This window comes from Paracidovorax valerianellae, from assembly GCF_900102625.1.
Lineage (GTDB): Bacteria > Pseudomonadota > Gammaproteobacteria > Burkholderiales > Burkholderiaceae_C > Paracidovorax > Paracidovorax valerianellae.
In genome coordinates, this window is sequence record NZ_FMZC01000005.1 from 14,810 (window position 1) to 30,028 (window position 15,219).

The 15,219-nt window shown below is 67.1% G+C and carries 16 protein-coding genes; 8 read left to right on the forward strand and 8 right to left on the reverse strand.

From position 1 onward, the window contains the following. The first annotated feature begins 175 nt into the window (after nucleotides 1-175). Nucleotides 176-679, forward strand: a complete 504-nt coding sequence (locus BLT03_RS10015) for a tlde1 domain-containing protein (RefSeq protein WP_092743137.1) — start codon at nucleotides 176-178, stop codon at nucleotides 677-679. Continuing rightward, the gene (locus tag BLT03_RS10020) at nucleotides 640-1,050 is read left to right on the forward strand and encodes a hypothetical protein (protein ID WP_139160367.1); all 411 of its coding nucleotides are present in this window, start codon (nucleotides 640-642) and stop codon (nucleotides 1,048-1,050) included. The genes BLT03_RS10015 and BLT03_RS10020 overlap by 40 nt, the downstream gene beginning before the upstream one ends. Nucleotides 1,051-1,135: 85 nt before the next feature. On the opposite strand, the gene BLT03_RS10025 is transcribed toward BLT03_RS10020, so the two are convergent. Both BLT03_RS10025 and BLT03_RS10030 read right to left on the reverse strand, forming a co-directional pair. Continuing rightward, entirely contained in the window at nucleotides 1,136-1,966 is an 831-nt protein-coding gene (locus BLT03_RS10025; protein ID WP_092743141.1) for an SDR family oxidoreductase, read from the reverse strand. Between the two features lie 181 nt (nucleotides 1,967-2,147). After that, complete coding sequence (locus BLT03_RS10030) at nucleotides 2,148-3,026, reverse strand: DMT family transporter (protein ID WP_092743555.1); 879 nt, start codon at nucleotides 3,024-3,026, stop codon at nucleotides 2,148-2,150. 439 nt (nucleotides 3,027-3,465) lie between these two features. On the opposite strand from BLT03_RS10030, the gene BLT03_RS10035 reads away from it, so the two are divergent. The 3 genes from BLT03_RS10035 (at nucleotide 3,466) to BLT03_RS10045 (ending at nucleotide 5,414) form a co-directional block, all read left to right on the forward strand. Continuing rightward, nucleotides 3,466-4,359: a DUF6402 family protein gene (locus BLT03_RS10035; RefSeq protein WP_092743143.1), complete on the forward strand. Its 894-nt coding sequence runs from the start codon at nucleotides 3,466-3,468 to the stop codon at nucleotides 4,357-4,359. Nucleotides 4,360-4,374: 15 nt separating this feature from the next. Further along, the gene (locus tag BLT03_RS10040; RefSeq protein WP_092743145.1) at nucleotides 4,375-4,761 is read left to right on the forward strand and encodes a hypothetical protein; all 387 of its coding nucleotides are present in this window, start codon (nucleotides 4,375-4,377) and stop codon (nucleotides 4,759-4,761) included. Between the two features lie 86 nt (nucleotides 4,762-4,847). Then, nucleotides 4,848-5,414: a DUF6402 family protein gene (locus BLT03_RS10045; protein ID WP_434802342.1), complete on the forward strand. Its 567-nt coding sequence runs from the start codon at nucleotides 4,848-4,850 to the stop codon at nucleotides 5,412-5,414. 91 nt (nucleotides 5,415-5,505) lie between these two features. Here the strand turns inward: BLT03_RS10045 and BLT03_RS10050 are convergent, their stop codons facing one another. From BLT03_RS10050 to BLT03_RS10075, 6 genes are all read right to left on the reverse strand, one after another. Then, complete coding sequence (locus BLT03_RS10050) at nucleotides 5,506-7,017, reverse strand: tripartite tricarboxylate transporter permease (protein ID WP_092743147.1); 1,512 nt, start codon at nucleotides 7,015-7,017, stop codon at nucleotides 5,506-5,508. Nucleotides 7,018-7,035: 18 nt separating this feature from the next. Further along, nucleotides 7,036-7,524 (reverse strand): tripartite tricarboxylate transporter TctB family protein, encoded by a 489-nt coding sequence (locus tag BLT03_RS10055; protein WP_092743149.1) that lies wholly within the window; start codon nucleotides 7,522-7,524, stop codon nucleotides 7,036-7,038. Between the two features lie 173 nt (nucleotides 7,525-7,697). Continuing rightward, nucleotides 7,698-9,491: a type IV pilus assembly ATPase TfpB gene (tfpB, locus tag BLT03_RS10060; protein ID WP_092743151.1), complete on the reverse strand. Its 1,794-nt coding sequence runs from the start codon at nucleotides 9,489-9,491 to the stop codon at nucleotides 7,698-7,700. Between the two features lie 90 nt (nucleotides 9,492-9,581). Then, nucleotides 9,582-10,361: a class I SAM-dependent methyltransferase gene (locus tag BLT03_RS10065; protein WP_092743153.1), complete on the reverse strand. Its 780-nt coding sequence runs from the start codon at nucleotides 10,359-10,361 to the stop codon at nucleotides 9,582-9,584. Beyond that, nucleotides 10,348-10,926 (reverse strand): DNA-deoxyinosine glycosylase, encoded by a 579-nt coding sequence (locus BLT03_RS10070; protein ID WP_092743559.1) that lies wholly within the window; start codon nucleotides 10,924-10,926, stop codon nucleotides 10,348-10,350. The genes BLT03_RS10065 and BLT03_RS10070 overlap by 14 nt, the downstream gene beginning before the upstream one ends. Nucleotides 10,927-11,141: 215 nt before the next feature. Continuing rightward, entirely contained in the window at nucleotides 11,142-11,978 is an 837-nt protein-coding gene (locus tag BLT03_RS10075; RefSeq protein WP_092743155.1) for a TatD family hydrolase, read from the reverse strand. 112 nt (nucleotides 11,979-12,090) lie between these two features. On the opposite strand from BLT03_RS10075, the gene BLT03_RS10080 reads away from it, so the two are divergent. From BLT03_RS10080 to BLT03_RS10090, 3 genes are read left to right on the forward strand one after another with little or no spacing between them, the layout of a single operon-like run. Beyond that, nucleotides 12,091-13,053 (forward strand): S1C family serine protease, encoded by a 963-nt coding sequence (locus tag BLT03_RS10080; RefSeq protein ID WP_092743157.1) that lies wholly within the window; start codon nucleotides 12,091-12,093, stop codon nucleotides 13,051-13,053. A gap of 59 nt (nucleotides 13,054-13,112) precedes the next feature. Continuing rightward, nucleotides 13,113-14,141: an AAA family ATPase gene (locus tag BLT03_RS10085; RefSeq protein ID WP_092743159.1), complete on the forward strand. Its 1,029-nt coding sequence runs from the start codon at nucleotides 13,113-13,115 to the stop codon at nucleotides 14,139-14,141. Beyond that, nucleotides 14,122-15,207, forward strand: a complete 1,086-nt coding sequence (locus BLT03_RS10090) for a DUF58 domain-containing protein (protein WP_092743161.1) — start codon at nucleotides 14,122-14,124, stop codon at nucleotides 15,205-15,207. Before BLT03_RS10085 ends, BLT03_RS10090 begins: the two co-directional genes overlap by 20 nt. Nucleotides 15,208-15,219 lie beyond the last annotated feature (12 nt).

Consider the following 15,219-nt stretch of genomic DNA (forward strand, 5'->3'; position numbering starts at 1 on the left):
ACAACGGCAGCGCGGAGCAAACGATCGGTCGGGCGATACGTCCGGTCACCCTGCATTACAAAAATGCACCGGCATGCGCTGGGCCCACTTCTAGAATCGGCCGGCCGCGCTGAACCGCCCCGGGTGTCCCGCCTGCGGCGCCCTTCCCCAGCGCGGCCCAACCCCCGCCTTCACCATGTCCGATCCCTACGCCCTGGAGCGCAGCCGACCCCACGCCCCCGGATGCCTGCAATCGAAAATCGCACTGCAATTCGACGGCAAAGTCCTGCGGGCCACCGGCACGCAATCCGTGCTCGCCTTGCCCGCAGTGTCCGGAAAACCAAAGAACGGCCACTTCGACTACTCCACCGAATGGCAGAAGACCCGCAACGCCGGGCCGATTCCCGAGGGCGACTACTGGATCCAGCCGTCCGAGATGTGGGCCAACAACTGGCTCAAGAACCTGTACCGCTCGCCGCGCGTCGCGTGGGGCAATTTCCGGCTCACCATCCATCCGTATCCAGGCACCGAAACCCATGGCCGGGGCGGCTTCTTCATCCACGGCGGGGCGAACCCGGGCAGCGCAGGCTGCATCGACCTGACCGTGCACATCGACAAGTTCGTCGAAAAGCTCAAAAGCGAACTGGGAGGCCTGCCCGAATGCTACATACCGCTCACCGTCCGCTATCCACCCGGCTGACCGGCCTCGCGCTGGCCCTCCTGCCGGGGATGGCCTTCGCCGAGGTCAGTGACAAGGAGCCTTCGCTCTGGTTCATCTGGGTCGTGGCGCTCGCGGCCTCGGGCATCTGCATGGCCGCCATGGCCCACCGCCGGTGGCTGGGCGCCGTGCTGGCGGTGCTGCCGGCGCTGTGGTTCGCCGGGCTGCTGATGGAGATCCATTCCCCCGACGTCGGCCCTTACCTCTATGCCGAGCAGGGCTGGAGCTATTACCTGCAGGCCTACCTCGCGCTCACCGTGTTCGTCGGCAGCCTGGTGCTCGGCCTGCGAATGCGCGAACGGCGGCGCAAACGGCCGCGCGATGCAGCCGCCACTGCACGGCCGCCGGCTTAAAGCCCGCGCACCCCGCGGCCCATCGCGAGTTGCGCCCGAGGACAGCACTGAGTCAACAGTGCCGAGCCCTCGGAACGCAGCGGTATCAGAACGTGCCGGAAAACGCGCCGCCGTCCGCCAGCACGTTCTGGCCCGTCATGTAGCCGGCCTGCACGCTGCACAGGAAGGCGCAGATTGCCCCGAACTCCTGCGGCGTGCCGTAGCGGCCGGCCGGAATGGCGGCCTGCTGGGCACGGCGCACGTCGTCTTCGTTCTTGCCCGTCTTCTTCACCGCGGCCTGTATGGTGGCCGCCAGCCGGTCGGTGTCGAACTTGCCCGGCAGCAGGTTGTTGATCGTCACGCCCTTGGCGGCGATGCCGCTGCGCGACGCGCCGGCCACGAAGCCCGTAAGGCCGCTGCGCGCGCCGTTGGACAGGCCCAGGATGTCGATGGGTGCCTTCACTGCGCTCGACGTGATGTTGATGATGCGGCCGAAGCCCCGTGCCGCCATGCCGTCCACCGTGGCCTTGATCAGCTCGATCGGCGTGAGCATGTTGGCATCCACCGCCTTGATCCATGCGTCGCGGTCCCAGTCGCGGAAGTCGCCCGGCGGCGGACCGCCGGCGTTGGTCACCACGATGTCGAACGCATCGCCCGGTCCGCCCGCCACCGACAGCGCGGCCACGCGGCCCTCGGGCGTCGTGATGTCGGCCGCCACCGCCAGCACCACCGGCTGGGGATGCTTGTGCGCCAGCGTGGCCGATTCGTTCGCGGCCGCGGCCACCAGTTGCGCAGCGGCTTGTTCCAGCGCCTGCGCGTTGCGCGCGTTGATCACCACGTTCACGCCCTCACGCACCAGCGCCTCGGCGCAGCCGTAGCCCAAACCCTTGCTGGCGCCGCACACCAGCGCCCATTTACCGGCGATACCCAGGTCCATAGTCTCCTTTCACGGCCGGTGCGCCCGGCCCAACACGAATCACGAAGGGATCGATCGCAAACCCGCCATCGGGCACTGCTGCGATCAACGGGCCATGATACGAAGCGCCGCGCGCCGGCGCCCGCCAGGGGACATACGGCGGCGCAACCCCATGCGGCGCGCAGCCGTGTACCGGTCGCCGTCAGCCGCCAGCGGGCTTGCGCGCGGCCATGCGGGTGAACACGAAAATCCCCGCCAACACCAGCGCCGTGCCGGACGCCACCCACAGCGTGAAGGGCTCGTCCAGCAGCCACACCCCCATCAGGATCGTGGACAGCGGCCCCACCATGCCGGCCTGCGCCGCCATGCCCGCGCCCACCCGCTCGATGGCCATCATCACCAGCAGCACCGGCACGGCCGTGCACAGCGTGGCGTTGAGCAGCGACAGCCACAGCACCTCGGGCGCCACCGCCGCCGCGCTCATGGGCCGCAGCACCACGAACTGCACCAGGCAGCACACGCAGGCCACCGTGGTGGCCAGACCTACCAACCGCAACGAGCCGATGCGCTTGACCATCTCGCCGCTGTACACCAGATAGACCGCATAGCTCACCGCCGACAGAAACACCAGCAGCACGCCCCAGGCCACATAGGCGCCCTGCAGCCCGGCCTCGTGCCCGAACACCAGCACCACGCCGCAATAGCTGATCGCCATGCCCAGCATCTGGCCCCAGCGGATGCTGCGGCCATACAGCGCCCAGCCCAGCAACACCACCAGCGTGGGGTTGAGATACAGGATCAACCGCTCCAGCCCGGCGCTGATGTACGCCAGCCCCGCAAAGTCGAGAAAGCTCGCCAGGTAATAGCCCGTGAACCCCAGCCACGCCACGCCCGCCCAGTCGCGGCGCGTGAGCGGCGGCTTGCCCCGGCTCGCCCACCACGCCATGGCCGCGAAGATCGGCAGCGCGAACAGCATGCGGTACATGATCAGCGTCACCGCGTCCACGCCATGGCGGTACGCCAGCTTCACGATGATCGCCTTGCCGCTGAACGCGATGGCGCCGACCAGGGCCAGCGCCATGCCGGTGGCCACGCCGGCATTCGGCGCGGGCGAAGGCCCACTAGGCTTGCCTGCCACGGGAGCGGAAACGTCGACGGCCGCAGCCGTGGAGAAAGAGGTATCGGGGGGTGTGGACTGCTGCATGGATTCGGGGGGTTGGGCAGCCCGGCGCGTCGGCCTGGTGCGCATTCATTCAGTGTCGCACGCAGGTGGCGGTGCAGCCATCGGCCCTGTGCGCGGCCCGCCCCGCGATTGGCGATACCGGCGGGGCCGCCGTTGTCTGCTGCCCCGCCCAGAGCACCGCCGTGCGGCATCGTGGAACACCGCGTTGATTTGCTTCAGGGTTACGTCTCGCAACCCAATCATGTAATACCGCTGCGGGATTGAACCCATTTTTTCCCCATAATCTGCCGGGTCGCGCAAGCCTCAGCGTGACCGAAAAACAAAGGGAGTTAGGGAAATGGTCGATCTTCTCAAGGCGCCGCAGGAAGCCCTGCAGTCGATGCTTGGGCGCAAGAACGCGCCGCAATATGCCACCCGCTTGTTCCAGTTGCGGGACATTTCATCGGTGATGCGCTCGCGCTTAGGGTGGCCGGTGGCGGCGGCGTTGATGGAGCGGTGGTTTAAAGGTGCGGCATACCAGATGACAAAGGAAATGAAATTCAGCGAACCCCCCAGTCGTCTGATTCAACTTCCTGCTCAGCATCTCGACGAAAGCACCGTCATGATGGAATGGGCATTAGGTTTCGCACGGGTGCAGGCGGCCATGGCCAGCTTGCGATCGAAATGGGCAAGCCCTGCAGGCATTGCCCAACTGAAAGACCGAGTGGATCGCCAAAGCAGAGGGCGCCAGGACCAGTGCTGGCGTTTAGGCAATCTCGCGCTGCCGGCCAAAATCCTGGAGGACACGTGCCAAGTCAACTACCTGTCGTTTGGCAGATGGAGTGATCCCATGGACGACTTCTATGGCGCGATGGGAGAAGCACAAATGAATGTGGCGGTATCGGGCACGGTTTTTCCCCAGGGACCGGGCAAAGCCAAAGTGGAAATCGAAGAGCTCGGCTTTTATTTGCGTGATGCCTATGACTTCAACGACGGCGGCAACTTCATCTCCCAGCCATTAGGCTGCTGGGGTTTTAGCGGCGTGGAGTGTGGTGTCAGCACGCGGCTGAACGTACCCGTTGATGACGCCGTAGTGGATGAACCTCCCAGCACGGTGCAAGGGTACAAGTACATCGTGCAGAACAAGGATTTTCGCCAATGGCGAGGAAAAAATCATCGAGGTGGAGACTTCATGGTGCTGTCGAATGTGCACAGGATTCGACTGGCATTCCCGCTGAAATTCCAGTGGTGAAGTGAGGTGCGCGGAATGAAAAAATATCGGGGTCTTCTAAAACGGGCTGCTCTCGCGATTGCCTTGATCGTCGGGGGCTGGTACTTCGTGACGCCAACCTACGATCGAAGTCACTACAGCCCCCGCCGTGTGTACCGGTTGGACTACTACGAAGCCTCCTGGCTTCAACGTTTAACCCACATGGACATGCGTTATCCCCACGTGATTCGGCTTTATCGCGTAGAGCCGAGAACACTGCTGGGCGAAAGCGATGTGGTGGACCTCTGGATCAACGGCCAGTTGTATTGGTATCTCAACCCGCCCATGAACAAGGTGCGTGTAGGGCGCGACGTGGTGTTCGAGAACATTCCGCCGGAGTGCACTGACTGTCCGCCACTGACCGATGCCGAAATCATGCCCTGAGCCTCTCACGCCCCTGTCCACCAGCCCCAAGAAAAACGGCACCCGAAGGTGCCGTTTTTCTCAATCGTGAAGGGGTACCCAACCGGGTGTCATTCCTCGACGAAGGCTCCTCGCGCTTGTTCTTCACGGCCGTCCAGAACCAGGACTTCCGCAACTGGCGCACGAATAATCAGAGAGTAGGTGACTTTATGGTGCTATCGGACGTGCGTCGAATCCAGTTGCCTTTTCCACAAAAAATCTCCTGGCGAGATCCAATGAAAAATTTCTCGAACCAATATCTGCGACGGGCATCCTGGGCCTTGCTCTTTGCCGCTGCGACAGTAGCGCTCTGGTATGCATGCACCCCCACATTGAAAGGTATCTCCATCAGCCCACGCAACGTCTATCGTTTGGAATACTACGAAGCCTCGTTGCTGCAGAGCCTCATTCACCCTGATTTCAAGATGCCGTCTTTCGTACGTCTGTATCGGATCGCGCCCGAAACCCTGCTGGGCACCAGCGCCGTAGTGGACCTCTGGATCAACGGCCAGCTGTATTGGTACCTCAACCCACCGATGAACAAAGTGCGCGTAGGGCGCGACGTGGTGTTCGAGAACATTCCGCCGGAGTGCACTGACTGTCCACCGCTGACCGATGCCGAAATCATGCCCTGAGCCTTGGTCCCGCCCTCGCCACCAGCACCAAGAAAAACGGCACCCGAAGGTGCCGTTTTTCTCAATCGTGAAGGGGGTACCCAACCGGGCGTCAATCCTCGACGAAGGCTTCTTCGCGCTTGTTCTTCACGGCCGGCAGCAGCACGATGATGAGCAGCAGCACGGCGGCAGCCAGCAGGCCGGCGGAGATCGGGCGCGTGACGAACACGCTCCAGTCGCCGCGCGACAGCAGCAAGGCTCGGCGCAGGTTTTCTTCCATCATCGGGCCCAGGATGAACCCGAGCAGCAGCGGCGCAGGCTCGGTGCCCAGCTTGTGGAACAGGTACCCGATGAAGCCGAAGATACCGACCAGCCACACGTCGAACGTGTTGTTGTTCGTGCCGTACACGCCCACCGCGCAGAACAGCACGATGGAGGGGAACAGCCAGCGGTAAGGCACGGTCAGCAGCTTGATCCACAGACCGATCAGCGGCAGGTTCAGGATGATCAGCATCGCGTTGCCGAGCCACATCGAGGCGATCAGACCCCAGAAGAGTTCGGGGTTGCTCGTCATCACCTGGGGACCAGGCTGGATGTTGTGAATCGTCATCGCGCCCACCATCAGCGCCATCACGGCGTTGGGCGGAATGCCCAGCGTCAGCAGCGGGATGAACGACGTTTGCGCACCGGCGTTGTTGGCCGATTCAGGCGCCGCCACACCGCGGATGTTGCCCTTGCCGAAAGGAACTTCGCCGGGTTGCAGCTTGGTCTTCTTTTCGATGGTGTAGGCCGCGAAGGCCGCCAGCAGCGCACCGCCACCGGGCAGGATGCCCAGCGCAGAGCCGAGCGCCGTGCCGCGCAGCACCGCGGGGATCATGCGCTTGAAGTCTTCCTTGGTCGGCATGAGGCCGTGCACCTTGGCGGTGAACACCTCGCGGTCGTCTTCGGGCTTGGACAGGTTGGCGATGATTTCGCCGTAGCCGAACACACCCATGGCGATCACGACGAAGTTGATGCCGTCGGTCAGTTCAGGGATGTCGAAGCTGTAGCGGGCGACGCCCGAGTTCACGTCGGTGCCGACCAGGCCCAGCAGCAGGCCCAGCACGATCATGGCCACGGCCTTGAGCAGCGAGCCCGAAGCCAGCACCACGGCGCCGATCAGGCCCAGCACCATCAGCGAGAAGTACTCGGCAGGGCCGAACTTGAAGGCGACTTCGGTCAGCGGCGGCGCGAACGCAGCCAGGATCAGCGTGCCCACGCAGCCGGCGAAGAACGAGCCCAAGCCAGCCGCGGCAAGCGCGGGGCCCGCACGGCCCTTGCGCGCCATCTGGTAGCCGTCGATCACCGTCACCACCGAGGATGACTCGCCCGGCAGGTTCACCAAAATGGCAGTGGTCGATCCGCCGTACTGCGCGCCATAGTAGATGCCGGCCAGCATGATCAGCGCGGCCACGGGGGGCAGCGCGTACGTGGCGGGCAGCAGCATGGCGATGGTGGCCACGGGCCCGATGCCCGGCAGCACGCCGATCAGCGTGCCCAGCAGGCAGCCGACGAAGCAGTAGATGAGGTTCTGAAACGTGAAGGCGACGCCGAAGCCGGTCGCCAGGTTGTCAAACAATTCCATGGTTTTCGATGCTCCTGCTCAACCCGAAATGAAACTGGGCCACACAGGGAACTGCAGCTTCAGCGCCCACACGAAAGCCACGTAGCTGCCCACCGCGAGAACGGTGGCGAGAACGAACACTTCCTTGGCCTTGAACGTGTCGCCCGCGAGGCTGGCGATGAACACCAGCGCGTAGATGGCGACGATCAGTCCCATGGCCGGCACGCCGAACGAGGGCAGCCCCGCCAGCAGCACGCCGAACGCGAAGTTCGAGGCCAGGATGTAGAACAGCTGCTTCCATGCCCACTTGCCGATCTTGTCGCCGTCCACGCTCTCCACCACCGTGGCGTAGAACGTGATCGCCGCGCCCAGGATGGCGAGGATGATGCCGAGGATCAGGGGGAAGTAACCGGGGCCCATGCGGGCTCCGTTGCCGATGTTGTAGTTGGAGGCGCCGACCGCGAAGGCCACACCCACCCCCATGAACATGAGGCCCGAAAAGAAATCTTTCTGGCTCTTGATTTTCACGAAAACGTCTCCTTACAAGAACTTGACGGGCGATTGTGCAGTCCGGTCCGCCGCGGATCGATGTGGATTCCACCTATCCAGCGCCTAGGGAAAACCGCAGGGTGACGCCCCGTCGGAGAGACGTTTTCCGGCCTGCTGACAGGCCCCTGCGAGCGTCCCGCGCTGACCTCGAATCACTCCAGCGGCGGCGTGGCCGCGATCACCTCTTCGAGCGTGGTGATGCCTTCGGCCACGCGCAGCGCGCCGGCCAGGCGCAGCGGGCGCATGCCATCCTGCACGGCCTGGCGGCGCAGCACGTCGACGGATGGCGCCTGGTTGATGCGGTCCTTGAGCGCCTCGCTCACCGTGAGCAGTTCATACAGGCCCATGCGCCCGTGAAAGCCCGTCATGCGGCAATCGACGCAGCCCACGGGCTTGTAGGCCTGGTAGCCGCCGTTGAGCTTCCAGGGCTTGACCACGTCGGCCAGCGCATCGACCGAGGACGCCTCGTCTTTTTGCCTGCATTGCTTGCACAGCGTGCGCACCAGCCGCTGCGCGAGGATGCCGAGCAGCGTGGCGTTGATGAGGTAGGGCGGCACGCCCAGCTCCATGAGGCGGGTGACGGCGCTGGGTGCGTCGTTGGTGTGCAGCGTGCTGAACACGAGGTGGCCCGTGAGCGCGGCCTGCACGGCCATGTCGGCGGTGGCGAGGTCGCGGATTTCGCCGACCATGATGATGTCCGGGTCCTGCCGCATCAATGCGCGCAGGCCCTCGGCGAAATTGAAATCGAGCTGCGGCTGCACCTGGGTCTGGTTGAAGCTGGGCTCGATCATTTCGATCGGGTCTTCCACCGTGCTCACATTGACCTCTTCGGTCGCCACGCGCTTCAACGTGGAGTACAGCGTGGTGGTCTTGCCCGAGCCCGTGGGCCCGGTCACCAAAATGATGCCGTGCGGGCGCTTGACCAGCGCCTCCCAGCGCGTGGCATCGTGCTGCGAAAAACCCAGCGCGTCCAGGTCCTTGACGGCGTTGTCGGGGTCGAAGATGCGCATCACCATCTTTTCGCCGAAGGCCGTGGGCAGGGTGGACAGGCGCATTTCCACCTCGTCGCCGCGCGGGTTGCGGGTCTTGATGCGGCCGTCCTGCGGGCGGCGGCGCTCCACCACGTCCATGCGGCCCAGCAGCTTCACGCGCGCCACCATGGCGTTCAGCACGCCCATGGGCATCTGGTAAACCGGGTGCAGCACGCCGTCGATGCGAAAGCGGATCACGCCCTGCTCGCGGCGCGGCTCCAGGTGGATATCGCTCGCGCGCTGGTCGAAGGCGTACTGCCACAGCCAGTCCACCACCTTGACCACGCCCTGGTCGTTGGCGTCGAGCTGCTTGTTGCTCTTGCCCAGCTCCACCAGCTGCTCGAAGCTGTTGCCCGCCGACGCCCCGCCCGCCTTCTGCGCGGCACGCACCGACTTGGCCAGCGCGAAGAACTCGGCCGTGAAGCGCTGGATGTCCTGCGGGTTGGCCACCACGCGGCGCACGGTGCGCCGCGCCTGGCGCTCGACCTCGGCCACCCAGTCGTCGATGAAAGGCTCGGCCGTGGCGATCACCACCTCCTTGGGCGTGACCTGCACCGGCAGCACCTTGTGGCGCTCGGCGTAGCTGGCGCTCATGGTGTCGGCCACGCGGCCCACGTCCACCTTGAGCGGGTCGATGCGCAGGTAGCCCAGGCCGCTGCGCTGGGCCAGGTACTGGGTGAGCAGCTCGGCGTCCAGCGGGCGGCCGTCGCTCGCGCGGGCCATGGCCACGTTGGCCAGGCGCACCAGCGGGTGCTGGCGGCTTTCGGCCTGCGAGCAGCGCGCGATGGTGCGGGCGGCTTCTTCGGCCGAGATCACGCCATCGGCATGCAGCCAGTCCACCAGCCGCCGCCACTCCAGCGGCCCGGTGTACGCGGGCGGCTTGGGCTTCGGATCGGCGATTGCGGCGGTGCTCATGGGCGGGCCTCGTTCAGGAATTCAAAGAAAGGAGAAATGGGGTGGTGCCCCTGCCGCCCTGCTGCGCCAGGGACGCCGCGGCGGCCGGGGTCATGCGGCCACCGGCTTGAAAACGCGCGCCCACTTGGTGGCCGGCAGGTCCCAGCGGGCCTGCACCGCCTCGGCACGCGCCAGCAGATCGGCGCGCTTGGGCCGGGTGGGCGTGCGCTGCGCCAGCACCACGGTGTTGCCCTCGCGCGTGGGCTTGAAGGCCCACAGCGCATCGGTCCCGAAGGCCTCGGCCATCTTGCCCAGGCTGCGCTCGTAGCTGGAGGCGCGGCCGAAGAGGTTGACCGTCATGGCGCCGTCCTCGGACAGCAGCGCGCGGCAGTCGGCATAGAAATCGGCGCTGTCCAGCACGGGCGCGGCGGCCTCGTGGTCGTACAGGTCCACCTGCAGCGCATCGACCGTGCCCAGCCACATGGGGTTGCGGATTTCCTGGGCGGCATCGGCCAGCACCACGCGCAGCTTGGAGCCGTCCGGCGGCAGCTTGAACCAGGCGCGGCACACGGCCAGCACCTGCGGATTCAGCTCGATGGCGGTGGCGCACATGCGCAGCTTCTTGTGGCTGAACTTGGTGAGCGCTCCGGCCCCCAGGCCCAGTTGCATGGCGTGGCGCTTGGTCACGCTGGCGGGCTCGACGAAGAGCAGCCAGGCCATCATGCGCTGCACGTATTCCAGTTCGAGCTCGAACGGCTCGGCCACGCGCATCGAGCCCTGGATCCACGGCGTGCCCAGGTGCAGGTGGCGCACCTCGCCGTCGTCGGAGACGCTCACTTCGGGGAAGTCGCTGGCGGTTTTCTTGCGGGTCAAATCGTCACACCAATCCATAAGTGCCCAGGGCCGTGGCCCAGGCGTTCCATTTTTTCTCGAAGCTCCACGACGCATTGGCCGGGCTGGTGGAGGGCAGCCGCAGGGACTGCACGCCGCCTTCCAGCAGCGCGGGGGGCAGGCCCATTTGCGCGCGCACGGCCTTGGCGTGCCGGAAGCTCTCCCCGCCATTGTGGGCGATGGCGGCGAGCCGCGGACACTGCCCGCGCAGCGCCTGGAAATCGTTCACCACGGCGTTGCGGATGTCGGCGTCCAGGCTGCCCTCGCGCTCGCAGGCCGCATACACGTCCCACAGGCCGAGTCCCCGGTCCAGCAGCCATGCGCACCGCCCGGCGTAATCGTCCCGCCCGGGCAGCGGCTGCGCCGGCCACAGCGCCTGCAGGATGCGCCAGAAGTGGTTCTGCGGGTGCCCGTAGTACTGCCCCGCCCGCAGCGACGCCGCACCGGGAAAGCTGCCCAGCACCAGCACCACCGTGCGCGAAGACACCACCGGCGCCAGCCCGGCCAGGCGCGGGGCCGCAGGTGTTGTCGGCGCGGGTTCGGGCGGTGGGGAGAAAAGGTCCATGGCGGCCATGATCGATGCGCTTCGGGGAGAAAAATTGTCGGAGGAAGGAGCGGAATCCCTCAGCGGGGAGAACTCGCGCGGCGCTGGGGGCGGGCTCGGGATCGGGGGCAAGGAAGTCACTTTCTACAGCCCAGACCCATTTACTATCAAATTAATAGCAATACACCCTAGTGCTGATTGCGCTGGAGGCCAAAAACACTCAAACCTTGAAACCCTCAAGCGTCCAGCAGCGATGCCAGCCGGGGCAGCGCAGCGATGGCATTGGCCCGCGTGGCCTGCGCCAGCTCATCCACCGGCATGCCGCGCAGCCCCGCCACCACCTCGGCGATGCGCGGTAGCTCGCCCGGGCTGTTGCGCGCAGGCGGTGCGCCGGCGGCCCGCTCGGCGGCCGTCACGTACAGCCAGTGCGGCGGAATGTCGGGGGCATCGGTCTCCAGCACGAGCGATTCGAGCGGCAACTCCGCCGCCAGCCGCCGCAGTTGCAGCGCACGGTCGAACGTGACCGCCCCGCCGAAGCCGAGCTTGAAGCCCATCGCGATGAAGGCTTCGGCCTGCTGCAGGCTGCCGTTGAAGGCATGGGCGATGCCGCCGCGCACGCGCCGCTCGCGCAGGCCCTTGAGCACCTTGTCGGACGAGCGCCGCACGTGCAGGATCACCGGCAGGTCGAACCGCTGGGCCAGTTGCAACTGGGCGCGGTAGAAGCGCTCCTGACGCGGGCCGTCCAGCGCGGGCACGAAATAGTCGAGGCCGATCTCGCCGATGGCCACCAGGCGCGGATCGGCGTGGTGGGCCTCCAGCGCCTGGGCCAGCGTGTCCACGTCGCCATCGCCGGCGCGGCCGGTGAAGAGGGGATGGATGCCGAGCGCGTAGCTGTCGCCGTGGCGGTGCGCGAGGCGGCGCACGGCGTCCAGGTTGGCAAGCTCGACCGCGGGCAGCACGCAGTGGGCCACGCCGGCCTTGGCTGCATCGCGGCGCACGCGGTCCAGGTGGTCGAGCCCGGCATGGGCCTCGAACTCATCCAGGTGGCAATGGGTGTCGATCCAGGTGTCCATGCGCCGATGATGCCCGATACGCCCTGTGACAGGCGCGGCGGGCTTTTCCGTGCTACCGTGAACGTTCCGCCGCCACCCCCTCTGTGGCGCGCCCGCTTTCAGAGGTGTCAGCATGCCCAGGCCGCCCCGCTACAGCAGCTCCCGCTCCGACCGCCGCAGCGCTCCCGAGGCGCCAGCGGACGAGGCCGCCACCGCACGCGGCCGCGGGATGGGCGATGCGCCATCGGGTCCCTCGGGCGAACATTCCGCCAACCCCCACCCCGCACCGAACGGCCCGCAGGCCCCAAACTCCCAGCGCACCACGCAGCGCGCTTTGTGGGCCGCCATCGCCCTTCTCTCCGTGCTGCTGGCTGCCAGCGTCTGGATGGGCCAGCGCCCCGCCGCGCCCTCCATCACGCAAAAAGACATCGACGCCGCCGTGCTGCGCACGCTGGAGACGCAGCCCTTGCCCGCAGCCACCGCGCGCGCCGTGGAGACCATCGCCCCATCGGTCGTGCGCGTGATCGGCTACAGCCACACCAAGAAGGGCAAGGAGGTCGAGCGCGGCATCGGCACCGGTGTGGTGATCCTGGACAAGGGCGTGATCCTGACCAACCTGCACGTGGTGCAGGGCGCCACGCGCGTGCAGGTCGTCTTCTCCGACGGAATGGAAGCCAGCGCCAGCGTGACCGGCGTGCAGCCCGAGAACGACCTGGCGGTGCTGCAGGCCCACAAGATTCCGGACGACCTCGTCGCAGCTCCGCTGCGCTCCACGCAGAACCTGCGCCCGGGCGATCCGGTGGTGGCGGTGGGCTTTCCGTTCGGCATCGGGCCCTCGGCCTCGGCGGGCGTGGTGTCGGGGCTGGAGCGCGAGTTCGATTCGCCCGAAGGCAAGCGCGAGCTGCAGCACCTGATCCAGTTCGATGCGGCTGCCAACCCTGGCAACTCGGGCGGGCCGCTCGTCACGCTGGATGGCGAGGTGGTCGGCATCGTCACCGCCATCCTGAACCCCACGCCAGCGCGCACCTTCATCGGCATCGGTTTTGCCGTGCCCATCGAGAACGCCGCGGCCGCGGTCGGCATGCCGCCGTTCTAGCGCCTGTTCCCTTCTTCTTTCTTTCTCTATTCCTACCTTCATCCTTTCGGAGCCCGCCCATGGAATTCCCGTCGCAGTCCCCCGGCACGGCCACGCTGATGGAGCAGATCCTTTATGAGGTCAAGCGCGTCGTGGTCGGGCAGGACCGCTTTCTCGAACGCGTGATGGTGGCCATGCTGTCGCAGGGCCACCTGCTGGTCGAAGGCGTGCCGGGGCTGGCCAAGACACTGACCGTCAAGACGCTGGCCAGCACCGTGCAGGGCCAGTTCAAGCGCATCCAGTTCACGCCCGACCTCGTGCCCGCCGACCTCGTGGGCACGCGCATGTACCACCAGGGCACGGGCGAATTCAGCACCACGCGCGGGCCGGTGTTCACCAACCTGCTGCTGGCCGACGAGATCAACCGCGCGCCCGCCAAGGTGCAGAGCGCGCTGCTGGAAGTGATGCAGGAGCGCCAGGTCACCATTGCCGGTGAAACGCACCGCGTGCCCGAGCCCTTCCTGGTAATGGCCACGCAGAACCCCATCGAAACCGAAGGCACCTACGCGCTGCCCGAGGCGCAGGTGGACCGCTTCATGATGAAAGTGCTGGTGGGCTACCCCACCGAAGAGGAAGAGTTCGTCATCGCCCAGCGCGCGCTCGCGCCCGCCGTGCAGGTGGCCGCAGTGGCCAGCACCGGCCAGCTCGCCGCGCTGCAGGCCGAATGCCGCACGGTGTACGTGGACCCGTCGCTGCTGCAATACGCCGTGCGCCTGGTGGCGGCCACCCGCGCACCCGGCCAATACGGCCTGGCCGACATGGCGCCGCGCATCGCCTGCGGCGCGAGCCCTCGCGCCACCATCCACCTGGCCGAAGGCGCGCGCGCCCTGGCCATGCTGCGCGGCCGCGCCTACGTGCTGCCCGAAGACATGGCCGACCTCGCGCCCGACGTGCTGCGCCACCGCATCACGCTGTCGTACGAGGCCTTGTCGGACGGCCTCGATGCCGATGCGCTCATCGCCCAGTTGATGGCCAAGCTGCCCGCGCCGCCCCGGCCGCTGCACCACGATGCTCAGAACGGGGCCCGCCATGAGCCGCAACGCGCCTGACGGCCCGGCCACGCCCGCGCACGCAGCCCACAGCGCGGCGGCGCTGCCCGGCCAGGCCGAGCGGCTGCTGCGCCAGCTCGAGTGGACGGTGATCCGCCGGCTCGACGGCCTGCTGCAGGGCGACTACCGCACGCTGCTGCGCGGCGGCGGGCTGGACCTGGCCGACCTGCGCGAATACCAGCCGCACGACGACGTGCGCCACATCGACTGGAACGTGACCGCGCGGCTCGCCGTGCCGCACGTGCGCGTGTTCTCCGAAGACCGCGAAATGGCGGCCTGGTTCCTGCTGGACCTGAGCCCCTCGGTGGACTTCGGACCGCCGGGGCAGGCCAAGCGCGACATCCTCGCGGGCTTCGTGGCCGTGCTGGCGCGCCTGCTCACGCGCCACGGCAATCGCGTGGGAGCGATGCTCTACGGCACCGGCACCGGCGCACCGGCCCGGCCCCAGGCCGCACGCACCCCGGGCCGCACCGCAGCGGCTTCCGGACCGGCCGCAGGCGTGGACGCCATCCTGCCGCCCCGCGCCAGCCGGGCCCACGTGCTGCACCTGCTGCACCGTCTGCTGCAGGCCCGCCCTGCGGTGCCGGCCGCCGCCCCGCCCGGCGCCACCGACCTGGCCCGCCTGCTGGGCACGGCCCTGGGCACGGTGCGCCGCCGCTCGGCGGTGTTCGTGGTGTCGGACTTCATCACCGCGCCCGGCTGGGAAAAGCCCCTGGCCCAGCTCGCGCAGCGCCACGACGTGGTGGCCGTGCGCCTGCTCGATCCGCTGGAGCTGGCGCTGCCCGACGTGGGCCTGGTCACTCTGCGCGATCCCGAGACCGGCGACCAGTTGCAGGTGGACACGCGCGACAAGGCCTTCCGCCACCGCTTCGCGCGGCTGGCCGCGCAGCGCGAAGCCGCCCTGCGCGAATCGCTCGCGCGCGCCGGGGCCGACACGCTGGAGCTGGCCACCGGCGACGATCTGCTGGACGCCCTGGTCCGCTTCATGGAACTGCGGGGCCGCCAGCCGGCCAAGCCCGCGTACCGCCCTCCGGCGCCCTGGCACGCTGCGGCCCGGGCCGCGTAGCAAGAAAGAAAA